The sequence below is a fragment of the Sinomonas sp. ASV486 genome, from assembly GCF_030908215.1.
Lineage (GTDB): Bacteria > Actinomycetota > Actinomycetes > Actinomycetales > Micrococcaceae > Sinomonas > Sinomonas puerhi.
Genome location: NZ_JAVFJK010000004.1, coordinates 62,860 through 78,042, shown reverse-complemented (window position 1 = coordinate 78,042; position 15,183 = coordinate 62,860). Strand labels below are relative to the sequence as shown.

General features: G+C 69.8%; 13 protein-coding genes. 5 read left to right on the top strand and 8 right to left on the bottom strand.

What is annotated here, in order from left to right; all coding sequences use genetic code 11:
• Positions 1–139: 139 nt before the first annotated feature.
• Complete coding sequence (locus tag RBS60_RS06925; RefSeq protein WP_307956810.1) at positions 140–952, bottom strand: DUF1684 domain-containing protein; 813 nt, start codon at positions 950–952, stop codon at positions 140–142.
• Between the two features lie 40 nt (positions 953–992).
• Positions 993–1,640 (bottom strand): LysE family translocator, encoded by a 648-nt coding sequence (locus RBS60_RS06920; protein ID WP_307956809.1) that lies wholly within the window; start codon positions 1,638–1,640, stop codon positions 993–995.
• A 162-nt stretch (positions 1,641–1,802) separates the two neighbouring features.
• Between RBS60_RS06920 and RBS60_RS06915 the strand changes: the two genes are divergently transcribed.
• Positions 1,803–3,191, top strand: a complete 1,389-nt coding sequence (locus RBS60_RS06915; RefSeq protein WP_307956808.1) for an OFA family MFS transporter — start codon at positions 1,803–1,805, stop codon at positions 3,189–3,191.
• Positions 3,192–3,331: 140 nt separating this feature from the next.
• Here RBS60_RS06915 and RBS60_RS06910 read toward each other — a convergent pair whose 3' ends face one another.
• A complete protein-coding gene (locus RBS60_RS06910; RefSeq protein ID WP_307956807.1) occupies positions 3,332–3,937 on the bottom strand; it encodes a VTT domain-containing protein in 606 nt (201 codons plus the stop codon).
• A 91-nt stretch (positions 3,938–4,028) separates the two neighbouring features.
• Between RBS60_RS06910 and RBS60_RS06905 the strand changes: the two genes are divergently transcribed.
• Positions 4,029–4,334, top strand: a complete 306-nt coding sequence (locus RBS60_RS06905) for a hypothetical protein (RefSeq protein WP_307956806.1) — start codon at positions 4,029–4,031, stop codon at positions 4,332–4,334.
• A gap of 81 nt (positions 4,335–4,415) precedes the next feature.
• On the opposite strand, the gene RBS60_RS06900 is transcribed toward RBS60_RS06905, so the two are convergent.
• On the bottom strand, positions 4,416–4,934 hold the full coding sequence (locus RBS60_RS06900) for an O-acetyl-ADP-ribose deacetylase (protein ID WP_307956805.1): 519 nt from the start codon (positions 4,932–4,934) through the stop codon (positions 4,416–4,418).
• A 193-nt stretch (positions 4,935–5,127) separates the two neighbouring features.
• Positions 5,128–6,126: a pseudouridine synthase gene (locus tag RBS60_RS06895; RefSeq protein ID WP_307956804.1), complete on the bottom strand. Its 999-nt coding sequence runs from the start codon at positions 6,124–6,126 to the stop codon at positions 5,128–5,130.
• Positions 6,127–6,201: 75 nt separating this feature from the next.
• On the opposite strand from RBS60_RS06895, the gene ppc reads away from it, so the two are divergent.
• Together ppc and RBS60_RS06885 are read left to right on the top strand one after the other, a co-directional pair.
• Positions 6,202–9,063 carry a phosphoenolpyruvate carboxylase gene (gene ppc, locus RBS60_RS06890; protein ID WP_307956803.1) on the top strand — a complete coding sequence of 954 codons (2,862 nt, stop codon included), beginning with the start codon at positions 6,202–6,204 and terminating at the stop codon, positions 9,061–9,063.
• 137 nt (positions 9,064–9,200) lie between these two features.
• Positions 9,201–9,623 carry an Hsp20/alpha crystallin family protein gene (locus tag RBS60_RS06885; RefSeq protein ID WP_307956802.1) on the top strand — a complete coding sequence of 141 codons (423 nt, stop codon included), beginning with the start codon at positions 9,201–9,203 and terminating at the stop codon, positions 9,621–9,623.
• Positions 9,624–9,744: 121 nt separating this feature from the next.
• On the opposite strand, the gene ppsA is transcribed toward RBS60_RS06885, so the two are convergent.
• Together ppsA and RBS60_RS06875 are read right to left on the bottom strand one after the other, a co-directional pair.
• Complete coding sequence (gene ppsA / locus RBS60_RS06880; RefSeq protein ID WP_307956801.1) at positions 9,745–12,150, bottom strand: phosphoenolpyruvate synthase; 2,406 nt, start codon at positions 12,148–12,150, stop codon at positions 9,745–9,747.
• A gap of 5 nt (positions 12,151–12,155) precedes the next feature.
• Positions 12,156–12,566, bottom strand: coding sequence for a four-helix bundle copper-binding protein (locus RBS60_RS06875; RefSeq protein ID WP_307956800.1), 411 nt, complete (start codon positions 12,564–12,566; stop codon positions 12,156–12,158).
• 187 nt (positions 12,567–12,753) lie between these two features.
• On the opposite strand from RBS60_RS06875, the gene RBS60_RS06870 reads away from it, so the two are divergent.
• Positions 12,754–14,445, top strand: coding sequence for a GAF domain-containing protein (locus tag RBS60_RS06870; protein ID WP_307956799.1), 1,692 nt, complete (start codon positions 12,754–12,756; stop codon positions 14,443–14,445).
• Between the two features lie 26 nt (positions 14,446–14,471).
• On the opposite strand, the gene RBS60_RS06865 is transcribed toward RBS60_RS06870, so the two are convergent.
• Positions 14,472–15,173, bottom strand: a complete 702-nt coding sequence (locus RBS60_RS06865; RefSeq protein ID WP_307956798.1) for a response regulator transcription factor — start codon at positions 15,171–15,173, stop codon at positions 14,472–14,474.
• Between the last annotated feature and the right edge of the window lie 10 nt (positions 15,174–15,183).

Genomic DNA, 15,183 nt, shown 5'->3' with positions numbered 1-15,183 from the left:
GTCTCTAGTACGCGCATTCGCCACTCTAGAGAGGTGACTCCGCATCGGTGGGAGGTGACTCCGCATCGGTGGGAGGTGACTCCGCATCGGTGGGAGGTGACTCCGCATCGGTGGGAGGTGACCCCGCAATGGGGCAGGGCTAGGCGGCGTCGGGGGTCTTTTCCCCGGCCTCGACGGCGAGGTCCAGCGAGTTGCCGCGCACCGGCATCGGGCAGGTCCCGTAGGCGGTGAACGCGCTCGGATAGTTGATGGCCCGGTTGAAGTCGAGCACCACGGTGCCGTCGGGACGCGGGCGCGGGGTCTCGACCTTGCGCCAGTCGTCGGTGGTGCGGCCGTTGGTCTCGTCGTGGAACGTGATGGTCAGCTCGCCGAGCGTGCCCTGCTCGGCCTGGAGCCGGTACTCGTGCCCGTGCCGGTGGAACACGACCTCGCCCGCGGACCGGTGAACGCCGTCCACGAGCGGATTCGCGGTGGAGATCGGCACGTCGTGCGGCTCGGGGTACGGCTCCCAGCGGGCATCGATGACCCACTCCGGCGCGTAGTCGAACACAGGCACCGCGCGGAACTCCGTGAGCGTGGGGGAGGCCGAATCGCGGGTGCGGATCGCGTACCGGTCCGCCCGCATCGCGAGCTCCACGACGATCGTGCCGGACTGCACCCAGTTCAGCGACTCCTCGTCCGCGAGCTCGGCCGTGAACGTCCCGTCCACGGCGTCGCCCGAGTCCACGAAGACCAGCCCGTCCGAGGCCCGGGCGGTGAGGACCGCCGTCGTGCGCCCGCCGTCCTCGGTGAAGGACCACAGCCCCGGAACGAGTTCGACCGGAGACGGCGCCGGCTCGAGCCACTGGAACGAGGTGAGGGTGAGCCAGCCGTGCTCTGCAGCGAGGGCGTTGTTGCGGTTGTCGCGGAAGCGCTGCCAGCGGGCGAGCTGCGGATCGGGGGAAGTGCTCATGCCCGCCACAATGCCATGCGGCCCCCAGGTATTCCCAGAGTCAGGCGTGCCGGGTCTCGAGCACCGCCACGATGCCGAAGGCCCCGAGCGCCGTGCCCGTCACCCGGTCGATCCACTTGCGGAACTGGGACCCATTGAGCCACTTGCCGAAGAACTGCGCCGCGGCGATGAGCACCACGAACCAGAGGGCTGCCTCGATGTTCGCCACGACGGACAGGAGCAGGCCCATCCACACCGACGGCACCCCCGCCACGAGGAACTGCGGGATCACGGCGATGCAGAACATCCCGTACTTGGGGTTGAGCAGGTTGGACACGAGCCCCTTGGCCCAGGTCCGCGTGAGCGGCTCGAAGCTGTGGTGGGGGAGGGTGCCGGGCGGCAGGTCGGCGTCGCGCTTGGCGAACGAGGCCCGCCACAGCCCCACCGCGAGCCACAGCATGTAGAGCGCGCCGCCGATCCGCAGGATGTTGTAGGCGACCTCCGAGACGGCAAGGAGCGCCGAGACCCCCGTGGCCGCCGCCGCACCCCAGATGAACGCGCCCGAGATCATCCCGAGCGCTGCCGTATACGCATGACGCCGCCCCTGGCTGATCGTGTACCGCAGCACGAGCGCAGTGTCCGTGCCGGGCAGCACCGTGATGAGCGCGGCAAGCGCGGCGAAGCCGAGGAGGGAGTCAGTCAGGGTCACCCACCAAGGATAGGACGCGCACGACGGCGCACCCTCCGGCGCCGTTCGTCGCACCATCGGTACCGCTCGGCGCAATGCAAGTGGTGCAGGTCACTCTCGGGTGAATACTGAGGCGCGAGGCGACCGGGGCTGGGCCCGGCCGGAACATCAGGAGGACCCCGCATGGCGTGGCTCGATAGGGCACACAGTGTTGCCCACCCCGGATTCAACCGATGGCTCATCCCTCCCGCGGCGCTCGCGGTCCACCTGTGCATCGGGCAGGTCTACGCGACCAGCGTGTACAAGACCGCGCTCGTGAAGCATTTCGGGGCCACCCTCACGGAGATCGGCGTGATCTTCTCGGTGGCGATTGTGATGCTGGGCCTCTCGGCGGCTGTCATGGGCACGTGGGTGGACCGGAACGGCCCGCGCAAGGCAATGTTCGTCGCGGCGTGCTTCTGGGCCGGCGGGTTCCTCGTCGGTGCCGCGGGCATCTTCACGCGCCAGCTGTGGCTTGTGTACCTCGGGTACGGCGTCATCGGCGGGATCGGCCTGGGGATCGGCTACATCTCGCCGGTCTCGACGCTCATCAAGTGGTTCCCCGACCGCCCGGGCCTCGCCACCGGCATGGCCATCATGGGCTTCGGCGGGGGCGCGCTCATCGCCAGCCCCCTCTCGACCGCGCTGCTCACCGCCTATGACCCGGCGTCGTCGGCGCCCGGCGGCGTGCCCAGCGGGGACGCCGTGGGAAAGCTGTTCCTCACGTTGGCCGTGCTGTACTTCGCGTACATGGTCTTCGGTGCCTTCACGATCAAGGTCCCACCGCCGGGGTGGGCGCCCGCGGGCTTCGATCCGGCCGCTGTTCGCTCCCACGCGCTCGTGACGACCGCCAGTGTGACGGCCAGGAACGCGATCAGGACGCCGCAGTTCTGGCTCCTGTGGACCGTCCTCTTCTGCAATGTGACGGCCGGAATCGGGATCCTCGAACAGGCGGCTCCGATGATCCAGGACTTCTTCCGGCTCGCGGACGGCCACTCTCTCGTGGCAGCCTCCGTGGCGGGCGGGTTCGTGGGGCTCCTGTCCATTGGCAACATGGCGGGGCGTTTCGCCTGGTCCGCTACCTCCGATGTGGTGGGACGCAAGAGGACGTACATGGGATACCTCGGCATTGGCACGGTCCTCTACCTCCTCCTCGCGTTCGCGGGCTCCTCGGCGACAGCGCTGTTCGTCCTCCTGGCCTTCGTGATCATCTCGTTCTACGGCGGCGGCTTCGCCACGGTGCCCGCCTATCTCCGCGACCTGTTCGGCACGCTCGAGGTGGGCGCCATCCACGGCCGCCTGCTCACAGCATGGTCCGCGGCCGGCGTCGTGGGTCCCCTCGTTGTCAACGCCGTGCTGGACTCGCAGGGCACCCCCGGGAAGCTGACGGCTGGGGCGTACCAGCCGGCGCTGCTCATCATGGTGGGCCTCCTGATCGTCGGGTTCATTGCCAACCTGATGGTCCGGCCGGTGCACGGGAAGTTCCATGAACCGCAGCAGCCCGTCGTCGCGGGCGCAACCCTGGAGGACTGACATGAAGACCGCTCAGCTTGCGTTCGGCTGGATCCTCGTGGGGATCCCGCTCATCTACGGGATCATCACGACGCTCATGAAGGTCTCGGCGCTGTTCGGCTGAGGCTGATCCCGCGGACAGCATCGCCAGCGCGGCCCGGCTACGGGCCGATGACGCGATGCTCGGGATCCGCCGCAGCGCTGGTGCGACGGCACCTCGCGAGGATCGTGGCGAGCGCCGACGCCAGGATGAAGCTGGCCCCCGCGCTGATGAGCGCCGCCGCCCAGAACGGCAGGTCCGTCGTCGAGTTCGTCACAAAGCCGATCCCCGCCATCCACGCGGACCACGCGAGGCCGCCGATGGCATCGCTCACCACGAAGCCGCGCCCAGAGACTTGGGACATTCCGGCGGTGGCTGTCGAGGCGAGGCGGCCGCCCGGGAGGAACCGCGTGCCAGCGATGGCGACGAACGCCCCGAGGCGGCCCAGCTGCTCGAGCGCCTCGCGTGTCCCTGTATGCAGCTTCCGTCCCCAACGCCAGCGGTCGACGAGCCGGCTCAGGCTGTGCCTCACGAGGAGGAACAGGACAACGTCGCCGACCCACGAACCCAGCGCCGAAAGGGCGATGACCGATCCGAGGTCGACTTTGCCCTCGGAGGCGAGCGCGCCGGCCGTCGCCACTGCGACTTCGGCGGGGACCAGGGGGAAGAACACATCTGCGGCGACGATGGGGACGAGGCCGAGGACCAGTGCCGCCCACCCGCTCATGGTCGGCAGGTCCTGAGCCGCACCGTCTTCCCCATCGGTCCAGTGTGGACCATGCCGCAGCCTGCGCCAACGGGTCCGGTACCGTGGCCCCATGCCCAGCTACCGCGCCGTCCTGCAGATCACGGGACTTCGCCCCGGCACCGCACCCGAGCGCGTGATGGACGCCGCACGCGAAGCCCTCGGGTCGATGCGGCACGTCGAGGCGCACCAGATCGATGTGGTCCGCGGCGTACCGCAGCTCACCCTGCGGTTCCTGGTCGAGGCCGAGAACGACGCCGATGAACGTGCCGCCGCCCGTGCCGCGGCCCTCGCCATGCAGGACGCTGTTGAGGACGTCGCAACCACAGGCCGGCTCCAAGTCCTGCTGCGGCGGAGGGGCTCCTGGGTTCCCGTGTAGCGTGCCTTGAGACACCACTCGGGGCTGTTTCGTGGCGATTCTGCGGTGATCGGCGCGCGAGTTGTGCCCGTAGGGACGCCTTCAGTCCGCCCGGTGCAGCGCGGCCGTGAACGCCGCGGCGGTCGCGTCGCCAAAGAGCACGAACTCGATGAGCTCGACACTCCCCGGTTTCACGGAGCGGACGGCCTCGATCGCCGTTGCGGCCACCTCATCACGGTCCCAGCCATAGATTCCCGCCGAGATCGCGGGAAACGCGACCGATCCCGCCCTCAACTCGCGGGCCACCGCGAGGCTCTGCGTGAAGCACGAGGCCAGGAGTGCGCGGTCGCGCTGGCCCGTGTTCCAGTTGGGGCCGACTGTGTGGATCACCCAGCGTGCGGGGAGCCGGAAGCCCTGGGTTGCCACGGCGTCGCCCACCGGCAGCCCGGCGGGAAGCCTCGTGCGCCGCAGCTCGCGGCAGGCCTCGAGGAGCTCGGGGCCCGCGGCCCGGTGGATCGCCCCATCCACGCCCCCACCGCCTAGCAGCGACGAGTTGGCGGCGTTCACGATCGCGTCGACTTGCCGCTCGGTGATGTCGCCCTCGACGATGCTGATCCTCATGGATCAAGTGTGCGCGGGGCCGCGGGGCCCAGCAATCGCCCCCGACGCCCAGCGGACGGTCCACGGCCAGGGACCCCGCAACGGTCTGCCAGGGACCCCGCAACGGCTGGCCAGGGACCCCGCAACGGTCTGCCAGGGACCCCGCAACGGCTGGCCAGGGACCCCGCAACGGCCCGCCAGGGACCCCGCAACGTCAGGGGGCGGCGGGTGCCTCCTGCAGGGTCAGCTCGCTGCGGAACTCGACGTCCTGCCGCGAGACCGGGTCCCGGAATCTGATGGCCCGGGCCAGGAGCTGGAGCGGCCGGGAGTAGTCATCGGGGGCCTTGTCGAGGAGCACGGGGTAGAACGGGTCGTTCATGATTCCCACCCCGAGCCCCGCCATGTGCACGCGCAGCTGGTGGGTCTTGCCCGTGTGCGGTTCGAGCCGGAACAGCGCCCGCGGCGCCTCGTCGGGGCCGCCCACCTGCTCGAGGCCCACACGCGTTTCCGCGTTCGGCTCGCCGTCCACGACCGAGGCAAGCAGGTAGTCGCGCGACTTCACCATGCGGTTGCGCACGACGACGGGTGAGGCGAACCGTTTCACAGCCCACCGGGCGTCGTGCGCGCCGCCATCAGGACCGCGCCCCGAAGCGGAGAGCCCAGGGGCCAGCCCCGAAGGGTCCAGCGCAGACACGCACTCGTACTCCTTGCGCACGGCCCGCTGCTCGAACAGGACCTGGTACAGCCCGCGGGTCTCGGGGTTCACGGAGAACATGAGCACGCCCGCGGTCATGCGGTCGAGGCGGTGCATGGGGATGAGGTCCGGCAGGCCCAAGGTGTTGCGGAGCCGCACAAGCGCCGACTCCTGGATGTACGTCCCGCCCGGAGTCGTGGGGAGGAAGTGCGGCTTGTCCGCGACGAGGACGTGCTCGTCGCGGTAGAGCACGGTAATCTCGACGGGCAGCCGCTCCTCGGCCGGCAGGGTTCGGTAGTACCAGATGAACGTGTGCTCGGCGAGCGGGGTGTCCCGGCGCAGCGGCGAGCCGTCCGCGGCGACGATCTCGCCGCCGTCGAACCTCGCGAGGATCCCCTCCGGGTCGATGTGCCCCCAACGGTGCAGCATGTAGTCGAGGGCGGTGTCCCACGGCCCCTCCGGGGGCAGGCGCAGGCGGGTGGCGTTGACGCCGTCGCGCACGGGGAGGGGGGATTTCATCACCCATCAAGGGTAGCCGGGCGGCCTGAGGTAGGCTCGCGGCTGAGCCCCTCGTCCGTGACCCGCCGGAGTGCCATGCCTGAGTCTGCCGATCCTGCACAGCCGAGCCCGGCGCACCCCGGTGCCGAGGGCGGCGCCCCGGCCGCCGGGCCGGCTGCGGAACTCAGGGCCGATGTCCGCCGCCTCTCGACGCTCCTGGGCGAGTCCCTCGTGCGCCAGCACGGGCCGGAGCTGCTGCGCCTCGTCGAGGAGGTGCGCCTGCTCACGAAGGAGTCGAAGGAGGCTGCCCGCGGCGGCGCGGGCGCGCTCGGACCGTGGAACGCGGCCGACGTCGCCGCCCAGGTGCGCGAGCTCCTCGCCTCACTGCCCCTCGATCAGGCGACCGAGCTGGTGCGGGCCTTCGCTTTCTACTTCCACCTTGCGAACGCTGCCGAGCAGCTCCACCGCGTCCGTGAGCTCGCCAACCGACCGGACGACGGCGGGTGGCTCGCCGCCGCGGTCAACGACATCGCGCAGGAGGCCGGCACCCGGACCCTGCAGGCCGTCGCGGACGTCCTCGACGTGCGCCCCGTCTTCACGGCCCATCCGACCGAGGCGACGCGCCGGTCGGTCCTGGACAAGCTCCGCGCGGTCTCGAGGATCCTGGCCGTGCCCTCGGGTGACGGGACGGCGCTCCGCCGCCGGCAGGACCGACACCTTGCGGAGCTCATCGACCAGATGTGGCAGACCGACGAGCTGCGCCTCGTCCGCCCGGCCCCCCTCGACGAGGCGCGGAACGCGGTCTACTACCTCGGCGAGATCTTCTCGGGCGCCCTGCCGGAGGTCCTTGACGAGCTCTCGGTGCTGCTCGCCGAGCACGGCGTCACCCTCCCGGCGGACCGCTCCCCGCTTCGGTTCGGCTCGTGGATCGGCGGCGACCGGGACGGCAATCCGAACGTGACCGCTGAGGTGACGCGGGAAATCCTCGGCCTGCAGAACCAGCACGCGATGCGGATCGCCGTCGGGATCATCGACGAGCTCATCAGCACCCTGTCCAACTCGACGGACATCACGCGTGTCGAGCCCGAGCTCGCAGAGTCCATCCGCATCGACCTCGCCAAGCTCCCGGGCCTCGACCCGCGGGTCCTCGAGCTCAACGCCCACGAGCCCTACCGGCTCAAGCTCACGTGCATCAAGGCCAAGCTGCTCAACACGGCCCGCCGCGTCGCGGCCGCGGCCCAGCACGAGCCGGGACGCGACTACGTGAGCATGGCCCAGCTGGACGCGGACCTCGACATCCTCGAGCGCTCCCTGCGCACCCATTCGCCCCTCGCGGCCGACGGCGTCCTGGCCGACGCCCGACGCCTCCTCGCCTCGAGCGGGCTGCACCTCGCGACCCTGGACATCCGCGAGCACTCCGACTACCACCACGAGGCCGTGGGGCTCCTGCTGGACCCGCTCTCCGAACTGCCCCGCAGGTACAGCGAGCTCGCGCCGAAGCAGCGGCGCAAGGTCCTCGCCGCGGAGCTCGGCTCCCGTCGGCCGATCTCGAGCCATCCCGTGGTGCTGCCCGGGCATGCCGGCCGTGTGTACGAGACGATGCGCGTGATCCGGCAGATGCGGCGAACCCTCGGGCCCGACGTCATCGAGACATACGTCGTGTCGATGGCGCGCGGCGCCGAGGACGTGCTTGCCCCGGCGCTGCTGGCCCGGGAGGCCGGGCTGGTGCGTCTGCACGGTGAGTCGCCGTACGCCCATATCGGCTTCGCGCCGATGCTCGAGACGGTCGAGGAGCTCCACGCCGCGGCGGACATCGTCGACGCCCTGCTCTCCGTGCCCGCCTACCGCGAACTCGTGCGGCTGCGCGGCGACGTCCAGGAAGTCATGCTCGGCTACTCCGACTCCAACAAGGAGTCCGGGGTGCTCACGAGCCAATGGGAGATCCACAAGGCGCAGCGGCTGCTGCGGGACGTCGTGGCGGGACATGGGGTGCGGCTTCGGCTGTTCCACGGCCGCGGCGGGTCCGTGGGCCGCGGCGGGGGCCCGACGTCGGACGCGATCATGGCCCAGCCCAACGGGGTCCTCGAGGGGGAGATCAAGTTCACCGAGCAGGGCGAGGTGATCAGCGACAAGTACTCGCTTCCCGAGCTTGCGCGCGAGAACCTCGAGCTGTCCCTCGCCGCCGTCATGCGCGCGACCGCCCTGCACCGCGATCCCCGCACCACGCTCGATGAGCGCGAGCGCTTCAGCGAACTCATGGACTTGATGTCCGACGCCGCGTTCGCGCGCTACCGCTCGCTCATCGACGATCCGGACCTTGCGGCCTACTTCTCGGCGTCGACGCCGATCGACCAGCTCGGGGAGCTGAACATCGGCTCACGGCCGGCTCGCCGCCCGGACGCTGCCGCGGGGCTCGAGGGGATGCGAGCCATCCCGTGGGTGTTCGGGTGGACCCAGTCGCGGCAGATCATCCCCGGATGGTTCGGTGTCGGCTCGGGGCTGCGAGCTGCCCGCGAGGCCGGCAAGGATGCGGAACTGCGCGAGATCCACCAGCGCTGGCCCTTCTTCCAGTCGGTCATCTCCAACGTCGAGATGACCCTCGCCAAGACAGACCTCGAGATCGCCTCGCACTACGTCACGAGCCTCGTGCCCGTGGGACTCCACCGGATCTTCGAGACCATCCGTGCCGAGTACGAGCTCACGGTTGCCGAGGTCCGCCGCCTGAGCGGAGAGGACGAGCTCCTCGCCGCGGCTCCCACCCTCAAGCGGACACTGGAGATCCGGGACCAGTACCTCGACCCGATCAGCTACCTCCAGGTTGAGCTGCTGCGGCGGCTGCGCGCCGGTGGCGGCGATGGGCACGGGGACAGGGAAGGGCGCGAGGTCGAGGCGAGCCTCCGCAGGGCCCTCCTCATCACGATCAACGGCATCGCGGCGGGCCTGCGCAACACCGGTTGACGGGTCGGCACGGCCACGTCCGCAGACCCACGGTCGCGACGGGACCTCCGTCCCTTCCGCGAAGGGCCGGACGCGCGGGACGCTGGATGCAGTGGGCCGACAACGGATGCCCATGCATCGAGGAAAGGTGATCAGTCATGTCCGAGCTTGCACACTGGCTGGATCCGCGCAGGCGGCCGTTCGAGCTCCTGGAGAAGTTCTTCGAGGGGGACACCTCGAGCGTGGCCATCAAGGTTGAGGAGGTACGCGACGGCGACTCGCTCATCGTCCGCGCCGAACTGCCCGGGATCGATCCGGACAAGGACGTCGACGTGAGCATCGTGGACGGATCCCTCCACATCTCGGGCTTCCGGGAGGAGAAGACGGAGCAGAAGGACAAGGACTCCTACCGCAGCGAGTTCCGGTACGGTTCGTTCTCCCGTACGCTCCCGCTGCCCGAGGGCGCCACGGCCGAGTCGGTCACCGCGACCTACAAGGACGGAGTGCTCGAGGTCCGGGTTCCCGTCCCGACGACGCCGCCCACACCGCCGCAGTCCAAGATCAACGTCACCCGCGGCTGACGCGCCAGGAGGCCTCCCCGCATGGCCTTGGAGGTGACGTCGGGTTCCTTGGAGGTGACGTCGGGTTCCTTGGAGGTGACCTCGGATCGCAGATGCGAGGTCACCTCCCAGCGTTGCGGGGTCACTCGCTGTCGCGGCGGGCCTCCGCGGCAGCGATGATCGGCACCGTCCTGAGGAAGCTGTCCGGGTTGAGGGAGATCGAGTCGATGCCCTCGCCTACGAGGAATTCGGCGAAGTCCGGGTGGTTGCTCGGTCCCTGCCCGCAGATCCCGATCGGGATGCCGGCCGCGTGCGCTTTGCTGATGGCCTCCGAGATCATGGTGGTCACGGCCTCGTCCCGCTCATCGAAGAGGGCGGCGAGCATCGCCGAGTCGCGGTCCACGCCCAGTACGAGCTGCGTGAGGTCGTTCGAGCCGATCGAGAATCCGTCGAAGCGCGCTGCGAACTTCTCCGCGAGCACCACATTGGAGGGGATCTCGCACATCATGTAGACCTTGAGCCCGTTCTCGCCGCGCGCGAGCCCGTGCTCGGCCATCGCGGCCAGGACGGCATCCGCCTCGGCGGGGGTGCGGCAGAACGGCACCATCACGACGACGTTCGCGAACCCTAGTTCCTCGCGCGCCTTCTTCAGGGCTCGGCACTCGAGGGCGAAGCCCTCCCGGTAGCGCTCGTCGTGGTAGCGCGAGGCACCGCGGAAGCCGAGCATGGGATTCTCCTCGGCCTCCTCGAAATTGGCCCCGCCCAGGAGGCTCGCGTACTCGTTGGTCTTGAAGTCGCTGAGCCGCACGATGGCCGGGGCCGGGTAGTAGGGTGAGGCGATCTTCGCGATCCCCGTCGCGAGGCGGTCCACGAAGTACTCGGTCGGGTCCGCGTAGCCGCGCGTGAGCTCGGCGATCGCGCGGGCGTCGGCGGCGTCGGCCAGACGCTCGGGGTGCACGAGCGCCATGGGGTGGACCCTGATGAGGTTGCTGATGATGAACTCCATGCGCGCAAGGCCCACGCCGGCCGCCGGCAGGCGCCACCACCGGAACGCGGCCGAGGGGTCGGCCAGATTCACCATGATGCGCGTGCGCGTTTCGGGCAGTTCGCCGACGTCGGCCTCCTCCACCTCGAACGGCACGAGGCCGCCCAGGACCAGCCCCTCGGCGCCCTGGGCGCACGAGACCGTGATGGGCTCGCCGTCGGCGATCGCCGTCGTGCCGTGGACGGTGCCCACCACGGCCGGCACGCCCAGCTCGCGGCTCACGATCGCCGCATGGCTCGTGGGCCCGCCGTGATCCGTGACGATGCCGGCGGCGCGCTTCATGATCGGGACCCAGTCCGGGTCAGTCATCGTCGTCACCAGCACGGCACCGTCGCGGAAGCTTCCGATGTCCGAGGCGTCGGCGATCACGCATGCCTCGCCGGAGGCGATCGCCTCGCCGATCGCCGCGCCGCGTGCGAGGACTGGCCCGGAGCCCGTGAGCCTGTGGATGCTGAACGCAGAGCTGCTGCGCTGGGCCTGGACGGTCTCGGGCCGCGCCTGGACCATGAACAGCTCCCCGGTCTGCCCGTCCTTGGCCCACTCCATGTCCATCGGCCGGCCGTAGTGCTCCTGCACAGCAAGAGCCCACCGGGCCAGCGTCAGGACCTCGTCGTCCTCGAGCACGAACCGTTCCTGTTCCGCCCCGGGCGTGTCGAGGAGGAGGGTGCCCGAGCCGCTCCGGGCGAAGACGAGCTTGCGCTCCTTCTCGCCCACCGCCTTGCCGATGATGGGCCGCGCCGTCGCGTCGCTGAGGAGGGGCGAGAACACCTCGTAGCGGTCCGGGTTGACCGAGCCCTGGACCACGGTCTCGCCCAGGCCCCATGCCGCGCTGATCTCGACGACGCGCGGGAAGCCGGACTCCGTGTCGAGCGAGAAGATGACGCCGGAGCCGGCAAGGTCGGATCGGACCATGCGCTGCACCCCGATGGACAGTGCGACGTCGAGGTGGTCGATGCCGCGCAGCTCGCGGTACATGATCGCCCTGTCCGTGAAGAGGGAGGCGTAGCAGCGGCGGCATGCGTCGAGGAGCTCCCGCTCGCCCGTGACGTTGAGGTACGTCTCCTGCTGGCCCGCGAAGCTCGCCTCGGGCAGGTCCTCTGCGGTGGCGCTGCTCCGCACGGCCACGGCAGGCCGGTCCCGGCCCACGCGGGTGGCGAGGTCGCGGTAGGCGGCGGTGATCGCCGTCGTGAGCGTCTCGGGGAAGGTGCCGGAGAGGATGAGCTCGCGGAGGGCGGCTCCGGTGTCCCTCAGGCCCGTCTGCCCGGAGCGGTAGGCGTCCACCAGCGCGGCCATGGAATCGCGGATGCTGTTCTCGCCGATGAACAGGCGGTACGCGTCGGCGGTCGTGGCGAAGCCTTCGGGGACGGCGACGCCGGCCGCGCGGAGATGCTGGGTGAGTTCCCCGAGGGAGGCGTTCTTGCCGCCGACACGCGGAACGTCCTCGATGCCGACCACGTCGAACGGGAGGACAAGCTCTGTCTCGGGCCGGGCTGGCGCGGACATGGGCTTCAGTCCAGTGCCAGCATCGCTGCGGCGGCGGCCCGCACCCTGGCACATGAGTCGGCCGTGACCCGGCAGTGTGCGTAGGCCCCCGCATACACGCGGCAGACGTCCTCGCACAGCGCGGCGACGTCGTCAAGTGCCCGCAGTACCGAGGCTGGAGTCGGGCCGAAGTCCGATCCGAACCGCGAGAGGACCTGCGCCGTGGCGGAGCAGATCACCGCGCAGTTCTGCTGGGCCCTGATGACGTGTCTCAGATGCGTGACGCCCGGCTCCTCGAGGCAGCTGTCGGCGCCAGTGGTGCAGGCCTGGGTGCAGTCGAGGGCAGCGTCGATGCATTCGCTCAGGGCCGTGCGCTCGGCCTCCTCCATGTCCGGTGCGGCGGGGTGGACCACGAGGGCCTGGCGGGCTTGGGACATCGGTTCTCCTCGACTTTCAGTGGCGGGAGACGGGCGACGCCGCCCCTCGCCTCATCGTTGCGGGGAACCGGGGCGGGGGCGAGAGTCTTTGGTCCTGCGAAAAGTGAGGAAAACCGTGTCTTGGAGTGGAGACAGACGGCAACTTCTGGGCATACTTGGGACGGGGTGAGGGACTGTGGAAGCTTCAATGGACGACGCGCCAATCTTGGGCAGTTCCGCCGGTAGGATTGAGGACCTGCTGCGGCAAGTCGTCTCCCGCGCGCACGAACTGCTGGAGACGCAGGAGCGGATGCGAGGGCTCCTCTCTGCCGTTGTGTCCATCGCGGAGGACCTCACTCTGGAGGCGGTCCTGGACAGGGTCGTGACGTCGGCGCGTGAGCTCGTCGGTGCCAAGTACGCCGCACTCGGCGTGCTCACCCCGGAGCATACGGCACTGAGCCACTTCCTGACCGTGGGGATGGACGACGAGACCGTCAGCAGGATCGGCCCCCGGCCCACCGGCCACGGCGTGCTCGGCCTGCTCATCCGCGAGCCCAACCCGATCCGCCTCCACGATCTGGGCTCCCACGCGGACTCCTACGGGTTCCCCGCGAACCACCCGCCGATGAAGACGTTCCTCGGTGTGCCCATCACAGTCCGCGACGAGGTCTTCGGGAATCTCTACCTCACCGAGAAGGCCAGCGGCGAGGATTTCAACGCCGAGGACGAGGACCTCGTCGTCGCCCTCGCCGCGGCCGCCGGAGTGGCGATCGAGAATGCGCGGCTCTTCGCCGACACCGCCCGGCGCCAGCGGTGGCGTGAGGCCAGCATGGACGTGGCGGGGAAGATCCTCGCCCTGGAGGACCTCTCGACCGGAAGCGCCTTCATTGCGGACCAGGCACTGGAGATTACCGAATCGGACATTGTCGCCATCGCACGTCGGCGGGCGGGAGCCCCGGGCTACGAGTGGCGGGCGGTGTTCGGCCCTCTCAAGGATGACTTCGACGACGTTGCCCGCGCCGGCGCGATTGCCGTCGCGTCGAAGGTCTCGGTGACGGGGGAGACGCTCGTCCTGACCGGCCCCGAGGTCTTCGGGCCGGAGACCCAAGTCCGGCACGCCCTCGTGGTGCCTGCCGGCCAGCCGGGCCAGAACCTGGGCGCCGTCATCTTCGGCCAGTCGGGGCGGACTCCCTTCCCCGCGGTCGACGTCGAGATGGCGCCGGTGTTCTTCGCCTACTCCTCCCTCGCACTGCAGGTGGCGCGCCAGCACCGTCAGCGTGAGGACCTGGTCGTCTTCACCGATAGGGACCGCATTGCGCGGGACCTCCACGATGTGGTCATCCAGAGGCTCTTCGCAGCCGGCCTGAGCCTCCAGGGCCTCCGGAGGTTCGTGGCGCAGGGACTCGACGGTGATCGGGCCACGTCCAAGATCGACTCGATCACCGGCGAGCTCGACGAGACCATCACCGCACTGCGCAACACCATCTACTCCCTCAACGAGGCCAAGGGCAGGGACAGCCTGAGCGCGCGGTTGGTGCGCGTGGTGCAGGAGGCCACCGGAGACCTCCCGACGACCCCCCGCGTCGAGCTCCTGGGCCCGATCGACTCGGCCGTGCCGACGGCCGTGGGCGATCAGGCGCTCGCGGTGCTCACGGAGGGCGTCTCCAACGTGGTGCGGCACGCGCACGCCGATTCGCTGTGGGTCACGGCTACCGTGTCCGACGGCGAGTTCGAGATCGTGGTGGCCGACGACGGGTACGGACTCGGCGAGATCACGCGCCGCAGCGGACTGAAGAACGTCGAAGAGCGTGCCGAAGCGCTCGGCGGCACCTTCGAAGTCGGTCCCGCCGAGGACGGCGGCACGCGGCTGCGCTGGGTAGTTCCCGTCGGCAGGCGTTGAGGCCAGCGGCTTGAACGCTGAGGCCGTCAGTGGCCGTGCGCGCCGTTGCGGGCGATGAACAGTGCGGCCTGCGTGCGCCTTTCGTAGCCGAGCTTGGCCAGGAGCGAGGAGACGTAGTTCTTGACCGTCTTCTCCGCGAGGAAGAGCCTCTCGCCGATCTCCCGATTGGTCATGCCCTCCCCGATGAGTGCCAGGACGCGGCGCTCCTGCGGGCTGAGGATCTCGAGCCGGGGATCCTCGGGTTCTTCCCGCGGTGCGAGGCCCGCGAGGACCTTCGACTTGAGCGCCGGATCGAAGAGGGACTCGCCGCGTGCCGCACGGCGGAGGGCCGTGATGAGCTCGGTGCCGCGGATCTCCTTGAGCACGTAGCCGTTGGCGCCCGCGAGGATGGCCCCGCGCAGGGAGTCCTCGTCGTTGTAGCTCGTCAGCATGACACACGGCAGGGTCGGGTCGACCGCATGGATGTCTCGGCACACCTCGATCCCGGTGCCGTCCGGCAGCCGGACGTCCAAGACGGACACATCGGGTTTGAGCGCAGGGATCCTGCGCGCAGCCTCTGCTGCCGTCCCCGAGGTGCCGACGACCTCGAATCCCTCGTCCTCGAGCAGTTCCTGGAGCCCCCGTCGCACCAGTTCGTGATCGTCGAGGATGAAGACGCGAAGGCGATCTGTCCCTGCAGCCCGCGTCGGCGATTCGTCCAGCACTGCGCTCGTCCTCTCCCTCGCCATCACCATGATT